The organism is Streptomyces sp. BPTC-684 (assembly GCF_030028635.1).
In the GTDB taxonomy this organism is placed as follows: domain Bacteria; phylum Actinomycetota; class Actinomycetes; order Streptomycetales; family Streptomycetaceae; genus Streptomyces; species Streptomyces noboritoensis.
The window spans coordinates 5682272-5696008 of record NZ_CP124863.1; the positions used below are offsets into that span (position 1 = coordinate 5682272).

Below are 13737 nucleotides of genomic sequence, written 5' to 3' on the forward strand. Positions count from 1 at the left end.
GCTACTAAGCGGTTGCTCAGGGACGAGGAGCCGCGGATCCCCAGGGCGAGGAGAACAGCATGTCCACCACCGAGCAGCGCGTTGCCATCGTGACCGGGGCGGCCCGGGGCATCGGCGCCGCGACCGCCGTCCGGCTCGCGGCCGAGGGCCGCGCGGTCGCCGTACTCGACCTCGACGAGGCGGCCTGCAAGGACACCGTCGAGAAGATCACGGCGGCGGGCGGCCGGGCGATCGCCGTCGGCTGCGACGTCTCCGACAGCGCCCAGGTGGAGGCCGCCGTGGCGCGCGTCGCCGCCGAGCTCGGGGCGCCCACCATCCTCGTCAACAACGCGGGCGTCCTGCGCGACAACCTGCTCTTCAAGATGAGCGAGTCCGACTGGGACACCGTGATGAACGTGCACCTCAAGGGCGCGTTCCTGATGGCCAAGGCCGTCCAGAAGCACATGGTGGACGCCGGCTGGGGCCGTATCGTCTCGCTCTCCTCGTCCTCCGCGCTCGGCAACCGCGGCCAGGCCAACTACTCCGCCGTCAAGGCGGGCCTCCAGGGCTTCACCAAGACCCTCGCCATCGAGCTCGGCAAGTTCGGCGTCACCGCCAACGCGGTGGCCCCCGGCTTCATCGTCACCGAGATGACCGCGCAGACCGCCGCCCGGGTCGGCATGGGCTTCGAGGACTTCCAGGCCGCGGCCGCCACCCAGATCCCCGTGCAGCGCGTCGGCAGGCCCGACGACATCGCCAACGCCATCGCCTTCTTCACCGGCGACGACGCGGGCTTCGTCTCCGGCCAGGTGCTGTACGTGGCCGGCGGACCCCTCAACTGAAGCCGGGAGAACACATCATGACGGACACTCAGCTCCCGGCGCCCTCCGGCAGGGCCGCCCTGGTCACCGGCGCGAGCCGGGGCATCGGCTACGGCGTCGCCGAGGCGCTGGTCGCCCGCGGCGACCGCGTCTGCATCACCGGCCGCAACGAGGACGCCCTCAAGGAGGCCGTCGAGCGGCTCGGCGCGGACCGGGTCATCGGCGTCGCCGGGAAGGCCCACGACGAGGCCCACCAGGCCGTCGCGGTGGAGCGCGCCATGGAGGCCTTCGGCCGGGTCGACTTCCTGGTCAACAACGCGGGCACCAACCCGGTCTACTCCCCGATGGCGGAGCTCGACCTGAACGTGGCGCGCAAGGTGTACGAGACCAATGTGATCTCGGCGCTCGGCTTCGCCCAGCAGACCTGGAAGGCCTGGCAGAAGGAGAACGGCGGCGCGATCGTGAACATCGCCTCCGTCGCCGGCCTCGCCCCCTCGCCCTTCATCGGCGCGTACGGGATGAGCAAGGCGGCCATGGTCAATCTGACCCTCCAGCTGGCGCACGAGTTCGCGCCGGACGTGCGGGTCAACGCCATCGCCCCCGCGGTGATCAAGACCAAGTTCGCCCAGGCGCTCTACGAGGGCCGCGAGGAGGAGGCCGCCGCGGCCTACCCCCTCAAGCGCCTCGGGGTGCCCTCCGACATCGGGGGAGCGGCCGCGTTCCTCACCTCCGAGCAGTCCGCCTGGGTGACCGGGCAGACGCTGGTGGTCGACGGAGGGCTGTTCCTCGGCGCGGGCGTGCACTGACGCGCGGGTGCGCCGCCGCGCGTACGCGCGCGTGCGTCGCGTAGGGTGATCTTCGTACCGGTGAGTAGTGGCCCGGTTTGCACCTCAATCCACCCAAGTGCCCCGTCCGGTCCTCCAGTTGACCGGGCGGGGCGCTGCGGTATGGTCTGCCGACTCATGGCTGAACGAGGAGCGTGCACGTGTTCAACCGGACCATATGCCTGCGCACCACCGCGGCCCTTGCGTCCATATCGGCGATGTCCCTGCTGAGCGGCTGCGGACTGCTCTCCGGGAGCGGTTCGGAGACCGACCAGGCGATCAAGGTCGGCACGGTGAGCGAGCCGAGCACCCTCGATCCGGCCGCCTCCTGGGACGGCTCCTGGGAACTGTTCCGTAACGTCTTCCAGACGCTGCTGTCCTTCCCGACCGGCAGCAACACGCCCCAGCCGGACGCGGCGGAGAACTGCCAGTTCAAGGGCTCGGGCAGCCGTACGTACCAGTGCACGCTCCGCAAGGGCCTGGAGTTCTCCAACGGCGACAGGATCGACGCCGCCGCCGTGAAGTACTCGATCGACCGCATTGTGAAGATCAATGTGAAGGCGGGCCCCAAGGGCCTGCTCACCAGCCTGGACCGGGTCACCGCCGACAACGAGCGGACGGTCACCTTCCATCTGAACAAGCCGGACGCGACCTTCCCCTTCGTGCTCGGCGCGCCCGCCATGTCCATCGTGGACCCCAAGTCCTACCCGGCGAACGCGCTGCGCGAGGACGGCGGCCTCACCGGCTCCGGCCCGTACACCCTGGAGTCGTACCACGCGGGCGACCGGGCCGAGCTGAAGAAGAACTCCCACTACGCCGGGTTCGCGCAGCTCAAGAACGACGCCGTCTCGATCCGCTACTTCAAGGACTCCGCCGCCATGGTGGACTCCCTCAAGAAGAAGCAGATCGACGTCACCTACCGGGGCCTGACCGCCGACGAGGTCGTGGACGTCCAGAACGACAAGGCAGCCGGCAAGCCGCTCCAGCTGGTCGAGACGGTCGGCACCGAGATCCGCTTCCTGGTCTTCAACCCCAAGGACCCCCTCGCCGCCAACCCGGCCGTACGCAGGGCCGTCGCCCAGCTCGTCGACCGGGACGCGCTGGTGGCCAAGGTCTACAAGGGCACGGCCGAGCCGCTGTTCTCGATGGTGCCCAAGGGCGTGGCCGGGCACACGGTGAGCTTCTTCGACACCTTCGGCGCGCCCAGCGTCCCCAAGGCCAAGGCCGTCCTGCGCAAGGCCGGGATCACCGACCCGGTGCCGCTCACGTTCTGGTACACGACCGACCGGTACGGCTCGTCCACGGCGCTGGAGTTCGCCGAGATCAAGCGGCAGCTGGAGGACTCGGGGCTGTTCCAGGTGACCCTGCAGAGCCGCCCCTGGAAGGCGTACACCCAGGGGATGCAGTCCGGCGAGTACCCCGTCTTCGGGCGCGGCTGGTTCCCCGACTTCCCGGACCCGGACAACTTCATCGCGCCCTTCGTGGGCAAGGAGAACGCGGTCGGCACCCCGTACGAGCCCAAGGAGATCGTCGACCAGCTGATCCCGCAGACCCGTGAGGTCTCCGACCGGGGCGCGGTGAGCAAGAAGTTCGAGCGGGCCCAGGACGTGCTCTCCGACGACGTGCGGCTGCTGCCGCTGTGGCAGGGCAAGCTGTACGTGGCGGCCAGCGACGAGATCGCGGGCGGCGAGCGGGCCATCGACCCCCAGACGGTCATGTGCATGTGGGAGCTGCACCGCAAGACCAGCTGGTAGGAGGCCCGGCGGGGCGGGCGCGGCGGGCGTTGTCAGTGGCGGCCGGTAGGTTTTTCGGTACCTCGCACCGCAGGGTGCGGGAACCGAACGTCCCACGGAGGTTGTTGACGTGACCGACATCGCCATGCTGCCCGAGTCCTGGCGCGGCGTCCTCGGCGAGGAGCTCCAGAAGCCGTACTTCAAGGAGCTCACCGACTTCATCGAGGAGGAGCGGGCGAAGGGTCCCGTCTATCCGCCGCGCGAGGAGGTCTTCGCCGCCCTGGACGCGACTCCGTACGAGAAGGTGAAGGTCCTGGTCCTCGGCCAGGACCCGTACCACGGCGCGGGCCAGGGCCATGGGCTGTGCTTCTCGGTGCGGCCGGGCGTGAAGACGCCGCCGTCGCTGCGCAACATCTACAAGGAGATGCAGGAGGAGCTCGGCCACCCGGTGCCGGACAACGGCTATCTGATGCCGTGGGCCGAGCAGGGCGTCCTGCTGCTCAACGCGGTGCTGACGGTCCGCGAGGGCGAGGCCAACTCGCACAAGGCCAAGGGCTGGGAGAAGTTCACCGACGCGGTGATCCGCGCGGTCGCCACCCGCCCGGACCCGGCGGTCTTCGTGCTGTGGGGGAACTACGCGCAGAAGAAGCTCCCCCTGATCGACGAGGAGCGGCACGTGGTGGTGAAGGGCGCCCACCCCTCGCCGCTGTCGGCCAAGCGGTTCTTCGGCTCGCGGCCCTTCACCCAGATCAACGAGGCGGTCGCGGCGCAGGGCCACGAGCCGATCGACTGGCGCATCCCGAACCTGGGCTGACCCGTCCCGGGGCGTCTGCGCGACGGGCTCCGCGGGCCCGTCGCGCGGGCGCTCAGGCGCCTTCGAGCCGCCGCTCCAGCCGGTCGAGCGCCGCCCGGATCCCGTTCCCGTACGCGTCGTCCGCGAGCGCGTCCAGGGCGGCGTGCGCCCGGTCCAGATGGATGCGGGCGGCGTCCGGGCGGTGCAGCTTCACATAGTCCGCCGCCAGGTTCAGATGGAGCGAGGGGTAGAAGGCCCGGACCGCGAGCGAGGCCTGGTGCGCGTCGAGCCGGTCCTGGCCGAGCCCGTCGGCGGCGGCCAACGCCCGCAGGTCCCAGGCCAGTTCGTCGCCCGCGTCGTCCTGCGCGTCCGCCATGTAGTGCGCCAGCGTGCAGCGGTGCAGCGGGTCGCCGTGCTCGCCGATCTCCGCCCAGATGACGCCGAAGCGGTTGCGCGCCTCCTCCCGGTCGCCGCCGTGCAGGAGCATCAGCGCCTGCCCGATCCGGGTCATGACGACGTCCTCCGACGCCTCCTGCTGCTCCACCACTGCGGCCTCCGCGAGCCTTTTGTACGCATCCGGTCGCCCCGACGCTAGCCGCCCGCACCGACAATCGGGCTGAGGCTCAGGCGCGGCCCTGCGGGCCTGTCGCCGCGGCCTTCGCTACTTCCCGTACGTCCCCTCGCAGATGCGTGCCTCGGGGCTGTCCGGACGCCAGCCGCCCAGCGACCTGCCCAGGTCGCAGACGTCGTCCCCGATGAGCGGCGCGGGACTCGGCACGTGCGGCAGGTGCGGCACGGCCGGGTGCGGCGCGGGGCGCGGCGGCGCCGGATGGGCGTGCGGGTGCGGACGCGGGGCCGGGGAGGGGCGCGCGGCCGGGGCCCGGGGTGCCGGGACGGGCGGCAGCGCCGCCTCCAGGGCCTCGCGGACGGGGGCCTGGACGATCTGGGGCCGGACGTTGCGGTCGGCCTGCTCGCTCGTCTGGCGCGGCGGCGGTGCGGGCGGTCCCGGGGCGGGTCCGCGCGGGACCGTGACACATCCGGAAACGGCCAGGGCGGCCACCCCGACGAGGAGCCTCGCTGCGGTTCGTGTTCGGTGCACCCGCTCAACTCTGCTGGGTGCGGGGCCCGTTGTGCGCGCGTGCGGGCCGGGATTGGCCCGCACGAGTGACGGCGCAGGGTGACGGCCGACCGTGCCGCCGACGCCGGGGTCAGTCGCCCGTCGCGCCGTCGACGCCCTCGCGCAGCAGGTCGGCGTGGCCGTTGTGGCGCGCGTACTCCTCGATCATGTGGGTGTAGACCCAGCGCAGGTTGAAGTGCTGCCCGCCGCGCGAGGTGCCGGCGCTCAGGTCGTCGAGGGCGTGTCCGTCGGCGTGGGCGCGGGCCTTGGCGATCTCGCCGCGCCAGGTGGCGAGCGCCTCCTCGTACGTGTCCTCGGGGCCCGCGTGGAAGTCGCCGTCCGGGTCCTCGTCGGTGTAGTAGTGCGGCGCGCCCTGCTCGCCGCCGAAGACATTGCTGAACCAGTGCTGCTCGACCTCGGACATGTGCCGCACCAGACCCATGAGGGTGAGCGAGGAGGGCGGCATGGAGGCCGTCCTGAGCTGTTCGTCGGTGAGGCCGGAACACTTCGCGGCCAACGTCTCGCGGTGGTAGTCCAGCCAGCCCACGAGCATCGACAGCTCGTCGGCGTCGAGGGCGGGCTCCTGGCGTTCGGGCATCTCGGTCGTCGTCATGGCGGCCATCCTCACGGATCGCCCCCGCCCCCGCCACAAGATATCCGGCGCCGATCGGGGCCGTCCCGACCCACGTATGCTGACCAGGCAAGGAGCAAGAAGCCGGACGGCGACAGGAGACTTCGTGAAGGTCGGCTGCATCGGACTCGGGGACATCGCGCAGAAGGCCTATCTGCCGGTCCTGACCACCCTGCCGGGGGTGGAGCTGCATCTGCAGACCCGTACCCCCGCCACCCTCGCGCGGGTCGCCGACACCCATCACGTCCCGCTCGCGCAGCGCCACACCGAGCTCGACGCGCTCCTCGCGCAGGGCCTCGACGCCGCCTTCGTGCACGCGCCGACCGCCGTGCACCCGACGATCGTGGCCCGGCTGCTCGAAGCGGGCGTGGCGACCTACGTCGACAAGCCGCTGGCGTACGAACTCGCCGACTCCCAGCGGCTCGTGGAGCTCGCCGAGGAGCGCGGCGTGAGCCTGGCCGTCGGCTTCAACCGGCGGCTCGCGCCCGGCTACGCGCAGTGCGCCGAGCACCCGCGCGAGCTCATCCTGATGCAGAAGAACCGCGTCGGTCTCCCCGAGGACCCGCGCACGCTGGTCTTGGACGACTTCATCCACGTCGTGGACACCCTGCGCTTCCTGGCGCCGGGGCCGATCGAGCACACGGTCGTACGGGCCCGGGTGCGCGAGGGCCTGATGGAGCACGTCGTCCTCCAGCTCTCCGGCGACGGCTTCACCGCCATCGGCACGATGAACCGGATGAACGGCTCCACCGAGGAGATCCTGGAGGTCTCCGGCCAGGACACCAAGCGGCAGGTGCTCAACCTGGCCGACGTCGTCGACCACAAGGGCCAGCCGACCGTGCGCCGGCGCGGCGACTGGGTGCCGGTGGCCCGCCAGCGCGGCATCGAGCAGGCCGTGTACTCCTTCCTCGACGCCGTACGGGCCGGAAAGCTTCTCAGTGCACGGGACGCTCTCGCGACTCATGAGCTGTGCGAGCGGGTGGTACGGGAGGCTCTGGAGCAGGCCTCCTGAGCGAGCGCCGCCCCGTGAAGGCGCAGTACGCGGCGAGGACCAGCAGCGCCGCGTACACCGCCCAGTCGCCGAACCGGACGTAGAGCGTGGTGCCGTCGGCGAGCGGCACGTCGTAGACCTCGGCCGTGCTGCGCCCGGTGCCGAGCCGGTGGCCGATCCGCTCGCCGTCCGGGCCGTACACCGCGCTGATCCCGGTGAGCGTGGCGTGCACGGCCGGGCGGCCCGTCTCGGCGGCGCGCAGCGCGGCCAGCGAGGCGTGCTGCGCGGGCGCCCAGCTGTGCTGGAACGACGACGTCGACGACTGGGCGACGATCAACCGGGCGCCCTCGCGCACCAGATGGCGGCTCATGTCCGGGAACGCCGACTCGAAGCAGATCACTGGGCCGAACCGCAGCCCGTCCGGCAGCGTCATCACCACCGGCGTCGAGCCCCGGCGCCGGTCCTCGCCCGCGGCCTTGCCGACGGAGGTGGCCCAGCCGAGCAGCGAGCGGGCCGGGACGTACTCGCCGAACGGCACCAGGCGCATCTTGTCGTAGCGGTCGCCCGTCGGCCCGTCCGGCCCGACCAGGACCGAGCTCTTGAAGATCCCCGGCCGGTCGGCGCGGCGGGCGTCCACGTTCACCAGGACGTCCGCGCCCACCGCCCGCGAGAGCGCGGCGACCCTGGCCGCGAGGTCCGGCCGGGCCGTCAGGTCGGAGCCGACGCTGCTCTCGCCCCACACCACCAGGTCCACGTCCCGCCCGGCCAGCGACCGGGTCAGGGCCTCGCTGCGGGCGAAGCGGGATTCGCCGCTCTCGTGCAGGCCCGGCTGGACGACGGCGACCCGCACCCGGCCCGCCCGTTCGGGACGCGGCGCCCACGCCCACACGGCCCCGGCGGCGACGGCCCCGGCGAGCACCGCGGCCACCACGGGCGTACGCGCCGGGCGGGAGACGAGCAGCACCGTCACCGCGACGTTGGCGGCCACCACGAACAGGCTCACCAGCCAGACCCCGCCGACCGAGGCGAGGCGCAGCGCCGGAACCACCTGCCACTGGCTGGAGCCGAGCAGCCCCCACGGGCCGCCCAACCCCTGCCAGGAGCGGACCAGTTCGACCGTCAGCCAGCCCGCGGGCAGCACGGCGAGCGCGGCCGTCGCGCGCTGCGGCGAGGGCCTGCCCGCGCCGGGCCCGCCGAGCGTCGAGCGCACCAGAACGCCCCACGGCGCCCACAGCAGCCCCAGGAGCGCGGCCAGGACGACGATGAACACGGTCAGGCTCGGCATCAGCCAGTGGTGCACCGCGAGCATGAAGCCGGTGCCGCCCAGCCAGCCGTCGAGCGCGGCCCGCCGCCCGTCGCGGGCCGAGCGGATCAGCAGCAGCCACGGCACCAGCGCGACGTACGCGAACCACCACAGGGCCGGCGCCGGGAACGCCAGCGCCGGGAGCGCCCCGGCGAGCAGCGCCGCCGCGCCCCGCCACCACCGCGACACCATCAGACGGTGGCGCAGCCCCGTGAGGGTGTGCCGCAGCCCGACCGGAACCCGCATGCCGCGCCTCCTCGCCCTGCCCGTGAGCAGTGGTTCGTGCCCGAGCGTGTCCCCAGTGTGCGCCCTCAGTGTGCGACAGCGGGGCGGCGGCGCCCAGATGGCCCGCGCGCCCGGCGAGTCCGCCCCTCCGCGCGCCCGTACGCCGGTTCAGCCCGTGCCGAGCGCCCCCGACACATGCCGCCACTTCTCGTGCACGGTCACCTCGTGCAGCCGCCAGCCCGCGTCGGTGCGCAGCAGCGAGAACGCGTACCGGCCGCCGGAGACGAAGTTGGGCTCCACCGGCCCGCCGTCGCCGTTGTCCCGCGCGCCGAACCGCATCGGATTGAGGTAGTCGGCCCGCACCCGGGCCCGGTCGCCCGGGTAGCCGCCGAGGTCCTGGAGGGTGAGCAGCCGGTTGACGATCAGGTGCTGGCGGACCGGGAAGAGCCGCATGGTCTCCGCGAGCCAGGCCGCGACCTCGGCCGCCGGCCCCTCCACACCGCCCGCCGCGCGGTAGTCGGCGCGTCCGTCGGGCGTGAACAGCTCGCCGTACGCGGACCAGTCGGCGTCGTCCACGGCGGCCGCGTAGCCGGTGACGATGTCATCGATGGCGAGCCGGTCCATCACGGTCGAGAGTTCCACACGCTGGGTCATCGCCTCAGTGTCCGGCAGCGGGCGCGAAGGGCCAAGAGCCCCGACGGCCGACAACGCGGACGGCCCCGCTCTTGTGGGCGCGCGGGGGCGCGTGCTACCGCTGTGCGCCATGACCGCACCGAGCGAATCCGCCGCCGCTTCCGCCGCCTCCGTCCGCAGCGAGCGCAGCGGCCCCGTCACGACCGTGGTGCTCTCCCGCCCCCACGCGCGCAACGCGGTGGACGGGCCGACCGCCCTCGCCCTCGCCGACGCCTTCCGCGCCTTCGAGGCCGACGACGAGGCGGCGGTCGCGGTGCTCTGGGGCGAGGGCGGCACCTTCTGCGCGGGCGCCGACCTCAAGGCGATCGGTACCGAGCACGGCAACGCGGTGACCGAGGACGGCGACGGCCCGATGGGCCCGACCCGGATGCGGCTGACCAAGCCGGTGATCGCGGCGATCTCCGGCCACGCCGTGGCGGGCGGCCTGGAGCTCGCGCTCTGGTGCGACCTGCGGGTGGCCGAACAGGACGCGGTCCTCGGCGTCTTCTGCCGCCGCTGGGGAGTGCCGCTGATCGACGGCGGTACGGTACGGCTGCCCCGGCTGATCGGCGCGGGCCGCGCGATGGACCTGGTCCTGACCGGCCGCCCGGTGGAGGCGTCCGAGGCGCTCGCGATCGGCCTGGCCGACCGGGTGGTGCCGACCGGGACGGCCCGCGCGGCGGCGGAGAAGCTGGCGTCGGAGATCGCCGCGTTCCCCCAGCTGTGCCTGCGCGAGGACCGCCTCTCCCTCCTGGAACAGGAGGCCCTGCCCGAGCCGGAGGCCCTGCGCAACGAACTCGCGCACGGCCTGCGGTCGCTGGAGCGGGCGGGGGAGGGGGCGGCTCGGTTCGCGGGAGGTGCGGGGCGGCACGGGGTGTTCGGGGAGTGAGGCGCGCCCCTTTCAGGGGCGCGGGGAACTGCGCGACCAGCCACAGACAGCCCGCAGCCGACGAACCCCATGTCCAGCGGAGCGCTCAGCCGCCCGTGACCTCCCCCGCATGCGGGCTGAGGACGTCGGCGCCGACCAGGAAGAACAGGACGATGCCGAGCAGGATGCGGTAGACCACGAACGGCATGAAGCTCTTGCTGGAGATGAACTTCATGAACCACGCGATGACGACGTATCCGACGCCGAACGCGATCACCGTGGCGAAGAGCGTCTCGGCCATCGGGGCCTGGCCTTCGCCGCCCGCGTCCTTCAGCTCGAAGACGCCGGACGCCAGCACCGCGGGGATGGCGAGCAGGAACGAGTAGCGGGCCGCGGACTCACGGGTGTAGCCCATCAGCAGGCCGCCGCTGATGGTGGCGCCCGAGCGGGAGACGCCCGGGATCAGGGCCATGGCCTGGCACATGCCGTAGACCAGGCCGTCCTTGACGCTCAGGTCCTGGAGCGACTTGCGCTGCTTGGCCGCGCGGTGGCGGCCGCCCGCCTCGTCCCGGGCGGCGCGGCGGTCGGCGATGCCGAGGACGACGCCCATCACGACCAGCGTGGTCGCGATGACCCGCAGATCGCGGAAGGTGGTGTCGATCTGGTCCTTGAGGACGATGCCGAGCACGCCGATCGGGATCGAGCCGACGATGACCAGCCAGCCCATCCGGGCGTCCTGGTCGCCGCGCATCCCCCGGTCCGTGAGCGAGCGGAACCACGCCGAGACGATCCGGACGATGTCCTTGCGGAAGTAGATGAGGACGGCCGTCTCGGTGCCGATCTGCGTGATCGCGGTGAACGCCGGTCCCGGGTCCTGCCAGTCGGCGAAGGCCGCGGTGAGGCGGAGGTGCGCGCTGGAGGAGATCGGCAGGAACTCCGTCAGCCCCTGGACAAGCCCGAGTATGAACGATTCGAACCAAGACATGGGGCGTGGGCCATCCCGGGTGCTGAAGACGGTTGCGGGCACGACGATCCGACGGCCGGTGTGATGGTGTGATCGACGGCCGGTCGGAGGGCAGCGTACAGGCCGGAGATGAAGCGGGAGCTATGCGGTCCGGTCGGGCGTGGGTGGGGTGCCGGTCGCCTGGGGCGCAGGCGCCCCAGGCCCGGCGGGCGCCCCGGACACGGTGGATGCCCCATCCGCCTCCGCCCGCCCGCTCAACCGGTGCCGCTTGCGCCACGCCACCGCCGCCGCGCCCAGGCCCGACACCGCGATGAACGCCATCGCGATCAGGAACACCGGCGAGGTCGGGGACGCGGCGCGGCTGCCCGCGACCACGTACGCCGCCGTGTTGGGCACCGAGCCGAGACCCGTCGCGAGCAGGAACGGCAGCCAGCCCATCCGGGAGACCGCCGCGCAGTAGTTGGCCGCCGCGAACGGCACGCCGGGGAAGAGCCGGATCGCCATCATCGACCGGAATCCGTGCCGGCTGAGCTGGCCGTCCGCCGCCTTGAGCCAGCGGCCCCGCAGCAGCGGACGCAGCGCGTCCTGGCCGAGCACCCGGCCGAGCCCGAACGAGATCCCGGCGCCGAGCACCGTCCCGGCGAGCGCGGACGGCAGGCCCGCCTGCGACCCGAAGATCGCGCCCGCGGCCAGGTTGAGCAGCGGGCGCGGTACGAACGCCGCGGTGCACAGGCCGTACGCCACCCCGAACAGGACCACCGCGCCGCCGCCGCTCAGCCGGTGCGGCCAGCCGTCCGCGATCAGCCGCTGCGGCTCCAGCAGCAGCACGGTCGTGGCGGCCGCCACGAGTACGAGCACCAGGAGGGCCAGCCGCGACCAGGGCGAGAGCAGGGCCCTGGTGCAGCGCACGGCGAGCCCGGCGGACGGTCGGGCGACGGGGTCGTCGAGCATCCCGGGAGACTAACCGACCCGGGCATGTGATCGCCGTAACGGACGTCGCCTTACGGCCGTACGCGGGGCGAACAGCGCCCGTGCCCGAGGCCGACGCACTCGCCCCCGGCCAATGGCGCCGCCCCGCCGGGCACCGCACCCGCCACGGTACAGAGGCCCCCGTGCGCCCGCGCCCGAGGTCGACGCACCCGCTCCCGGGCAATGGCGCCGCCGCGCCGGGCACCGCACCCGCCACGGTACGGAGGCCCTCGTGCGCCCGCGCCCGGGGCCGATGCGCCCGCTCCCAGGCACTGGCGCCGCCCCGCCAGGCGCCGCGCCCCCCACGGCCCCGAGGCCCCCGTGCGCCCGCACCCGAGACCGAAGAGCCCGGCGACCGCCCCGCCCCGCCCCAAACTCCCCGCCCCCGAAAACCATTCGACGCCCGCCCGGCGCCGGGGCATGATCGGCGGCATGTTCCGGCACGCCTTCCCCGCAGCGCCGTCCGCAGTCGCGGACGCGCCGAAGGCTGCCCTCGCTGCCGCGGCGCCCCTCGACGGCGCCCGAAGCTGACCCTTCCCGGAGAGACCGGCGGACCCCGCAGGGGGAGGGTCGGCCGGATCCAGGGGTCCCGTCGCGGCTTCGAGCCATTCAGCATCCGAGGGACACAGCCATGCCCAAGACGGCATACGTACGCACCAAGCCCCACCTCAACATCGGCACGATGGGCCATGTCGACCACGGCAAGACCACGTTGACCGCCGCCATCACCAAGGTCCTCGCCGCGCGCGGCACCGGCACGTTCGTTCCGTTCGACCGGATCGACCGGGCGCCGGAGGAGGCCGCGCGGGGCATCACCATCAACATCGCGCACGTCGAGTACGAGACCGACACCCGCCACTACGCCCACGTCGACATGCCCGGGCACGCCGACTACGTCAAGAACATGGTCACCGGCGCCGCCCAGCTGGACGGGGCGATCCTCGTCGTCTCCGCGCTCGACGGGATCATGCCGCAGACCGCCGAGCACGTCCTGCTCGCCCGCCAGGTCGGCGTCGACCACATCGTGGTCGCGCTCAACAAGGCCGACGCGGGGGACGAGGAGCTGACCGACCTGGTCGAGCTGGAGGTCCGCGACCTGCTCTCGGCGCACGGGTACGGCGGCGACTCGGTGCCGGTCGTCCGGGTCTCCGGGCTGAAGGCGCTGGAGGGCGACCCGCGCTGGACGGCGGCGATCGAGGCGCTGCTCGACGCGGTCGACACCTATGTGCCGATGCCGGTCCGCTACACCGACGCGCCGTTCCTGCTGCCGGTGGAGAACGTGCTGACCATCACCGGCCGCGGCACGGTCGTCACCGGCGCCGTCGAGCGCGGCACGGTCCGGGTCGGCGACCGGATCGAGGTGCTCGGCGCGGACGTGGAGACGGTCGTCACCGGCCTGGAGACCTTCGGCAAGCCGATGGAGTCCGCCGAGGCCGGGGACAACGTGGCGCTGCTGCTGCGCGGGGTGCCCCGTGACGCGGTGCGGCGCGGCCATGTGGTCGCGGCGCCCGGCAGCGTCACGCCGAGCCGCCGCTTCACCGCGCAGGTGTACGTCCTGTCGGCGCGCGAGGGCGGCCGGACCACCCCGGTCGCCACCGGCTACCGGCCGCAGTTCTACATCCGCACCGCGGACGTGGTCGGGGACGTCGACCTCGGCGGGACGGCGGTGGCGCGCCCCGGCGACACGGTCACCATGACCGTCGAGCTGGGCCGGGACACGCCGCTGGAGCCCGGGCTCGGCTTCGCGATCCGCGAGGGCGGCCGCACGGTCGGCGCCGGGACGGTCACCGGTCTCCTCTGACCGGCGGCCCGGCGGGCCCGCCTCCTCCGGCACCCCCGGCGGAGGC

The 13737-nt window shown here is 73.1% G+C and carries 14 protein-coding genes; 7 read left to right on the forward strand and 7 right to left on the reverse strand.

What is annotated here, in order from left to right:
• Positions 1-59: 59 nt before the first annotated feature.
• From fabG to QIY60_RS25275, 4 genes are all read left to right on the forward strand, one after another.
• Positions 60-821 carry a 3-oxoacyl-ACP reductase FabG gene (fabG, locus tag QIY60_RS25260; protein WP_283144465.1) on the forward strand — a complete coding sequence of 254 codons (762 nt, stop codon included), beginning with the start codon at positions 60-62 and terminating at the stop codon, positions 819-821.
• A gap of 17 nt (positions 822-838) precedes the next feature.
• On the forward strand, positions 839-1606 hold the full coding sequence (locus QIY60_RS25265; protein WP_283144466.1) for an SDR family oxidoreductase: 768 nt from the start codon (positions 839-841) through the stop codon (positions 1604-1606).
• 236 nt (positions 1607-1842) lie between these two features.
• Positions 1843-3378 carry an ABC transporter substrate-binding protein gene (locus QIY60_RS25270; RefSeq protein ID WP_283146066.1) on the forward strand — a complete coding sequence of 512 codons (1536 nt, stop codon included), beginning with the start codon at positions 1843-1845 and terminating at the stop codon, positions 3376-3378.
• A gap of 109 nt (positions 3379-3487) precedes the next feature.
• Entirely contained in the window at positions 3488-4171 is a 684-nt protein-coding gene (locus QIY60_RS25275; protein WP_283144467.1) for a uracil-DNA glycosylase, read from the forward strand.
• Between the two features lie 52 nt (positions 4172-4223).
• Here QIY60_RS25275 and QIY60_RS25280 read toward each other — a convergent pair whose 3' ends face one another.
• From QIY60_RS25280 to QIY60_RS25290, 3 genes are all read right to left on the reverse strand, one after another.
• On the reverse strand, positions 4224-4697 hold the full coding sequence (locus QIY60_RS25280; protein ID WP_283144468.1) for a hypothetical protein: 474 nt from the start codon (positions 4695-4697) through the stop codon (positions 4224-4226).
• A gap of 114 nt (positions 4698-4811) precedes the next feature.
• Entirely contained in the window at positions 4812-5249 is a 438-nt protein-coding gene (locus QIY60_RS25285; protein ID WP_283144469.1) for a hypothetical protein, read from the reverse strand.
• Positions 5250-5358: 109 nt separating this feature from the next.
• On the reverse strand, positions 5359-5880 hold the full coding sequence (locus tag QIY60_RS25290) for a DinB family protein (protein WP_283144470.1): 522 nt from the start codon (positions 5878-5880) through the stop codon (positions 5359-5361).
• Positions 5881-6004: 124 nt separating this feature from the next.
• On the opposite strand from QIY60_RS25290, the gene QIY60_RS25295 reads away from it, so the two are divergent.
• The gene (locus QIY60_RS25295; RefSeq protein ID WP_283144471.1) at positions 6005-6910 is read left to right on the forward strand and encodes a Gfo/Idh/MocA family oxidoreductase; all 906 of its coding nucleotides are present in this window, start codon (positions 6005-6007) and stop codon (positions 6908-6910) included.
• Here the strand turns inward: QIY60_RS25295 and lnt are convergent.
• Entirely contained in the window at positions 6834-8438 is a 1605-nt protein-coding gene (lnt, locus tag QIY60_RS25300) for an apolipoprotein N-acyltransferase (RefSeq protein WP_283144472.1), read from the reverse strand. The genes QIY60_RS25295 and lnt overlap by 77 nt on opposite strands.
• Positions 8439-8585: 147 nt before the next feature.
• Positions 8586-9071, reverse strand: coding sequence for a nuclear transport factor 2 family protein (locus QIY60_RS25305; RefSeq protein WP_283144473.1), 486 nt, complete (start codon positions 9069-9071; stop codon positions 8586-8588).
• Positions 9072-9180: 109 nt separating this feature from the next.
• On the opposite strand from QIY60_RS25305, the gene QIY60_RS25310 reads away from it, so the two are divergent.
• The gene (locus QIY60_RS25310; RefSeq protein WP_283144474.1) at positions 9181-9978 is read left to right on the forward strand and encodes a crotonase/enoyl-CoA hydratase family protein; all 798 of its coding nucleotides are present in this window, start codon (positions 9181-9183) and stop codon (positions 9976-9978) included.
• Positions 9979-10063: 85 nt separating this feature from the next.
• On the opposite strand, the gene QIY60_RS25315 is transcribed toward QIY60_RS25310, so the two are convergent.
• Together QIY60_RS25315 and QIY60_RS25320 are read right to left on the reverse strand one after the other, a co-directional pair.
• Positions 10064-10942 (reverse strand): undecaprenyl-diphosphate phosphatase, encoded by an 879-nt coding sequence (locus QIY60_RS25315; protein WP_283144475.1) that lies wholly within the window; start codon positions 10940-10942, stop codon positions 10064-10066.
• A gap of 120 nt (positions 10943-11062) precedes the next feature.
• A complete protein-coding gene (locus tag QIY60_RS25320; RefSeq protein WP_283144476.1) occupies positions 11063-11872 on the reverse strand; it encodes a TVP38/TMEM64 family protein in 810 nt (269 codons plus the stop codon).
• Between the two features lie 649 nt (positions 11873-12521).
• Between QIY60_RS25320 and tuf the strand changes: the two genes are divergently transcribed.
• Positions 12522-13691: an elongation factor Tu gene (gene tuf, locus QIY60_RS25325; RefSeq protein ID WP_283144477.1), complete on the forward strand. Its 1170-nt coding sequence runs from the start codon at positions 12522-12524 to the stop codon at positions 13689-13691.
• The last annotated feature ends 46 nt before the right edge of the window (positions 13692-13737 follow it).

Coding starts and splice junctions, on each gene's coding strand:
- fabG (WP_283144465.1), top strand. CDS start 60: ATGTCCACCACCGAGCAGCGCGTTGCCATCGTGACCGGGGCGGCCCGG.
- QIY60_RS25265 (WP_283144466.1), top strand. CDS start 839: ATGACGGACACTCAGCTCCCGGCGCCCTCCGGCAGGGCCGCCCTGGTC.
- QIY60_RS25270 (WP_283146066.1), top strand. CDS start 1,843: ATGTCCCTGCTGAGCGGCTGCGGACTGCTCTCCGGGAGCGGTTCGGAG.
- QIY60_RS25290 (WP_283144470.1), bottom strand. CDS start 5,880: ATGACGACGACCGAGATGCCCGAACGCCAGGAGCCCGCCCTCGACGCC.
- lnt (WP_283144472.1), bottom strand. CDS start 8,438: ATGCGGGTTCCGGTCGGGCTGCGGCACACCCTCACGGGGCTGCGCCAC.
- QIY60_RS25305 (WP_283144473.1), bottom strand. CDS start 9,071: ATGACCCAGCGTGTGGAACTCTCGACCGTGATGGACCGGCTCGCCATC.
- QIY60_RS25310 (WP_283144474.1), top strand. CDS start 9,181: ATGACCGCACCGAGCGAATCCGCCGCCGCTTCCGCCGCCTCCGTCCGC.
- QIY60_RS25315 (WP_283144475.1), bottom strand. CDS start 10,942: ATGTCTTGGTTCGAATCGTTCATACTCGGGCTTGTCCAGGGGCTGACG.
- QIY60_RS25320 (WP_283144476.1), bottom strand. CDS start 11,872: ATGCTCGACGACCCCGTCGCCCGACCGTCCGCCGGGCTCGCCGTGCGC.
- tuf (WP_283144477.1), top strand. CDS start 12,522: ATGCCCAAGACGGCATACGTACGCACCAAGCCCCACCTCAACATCGGC.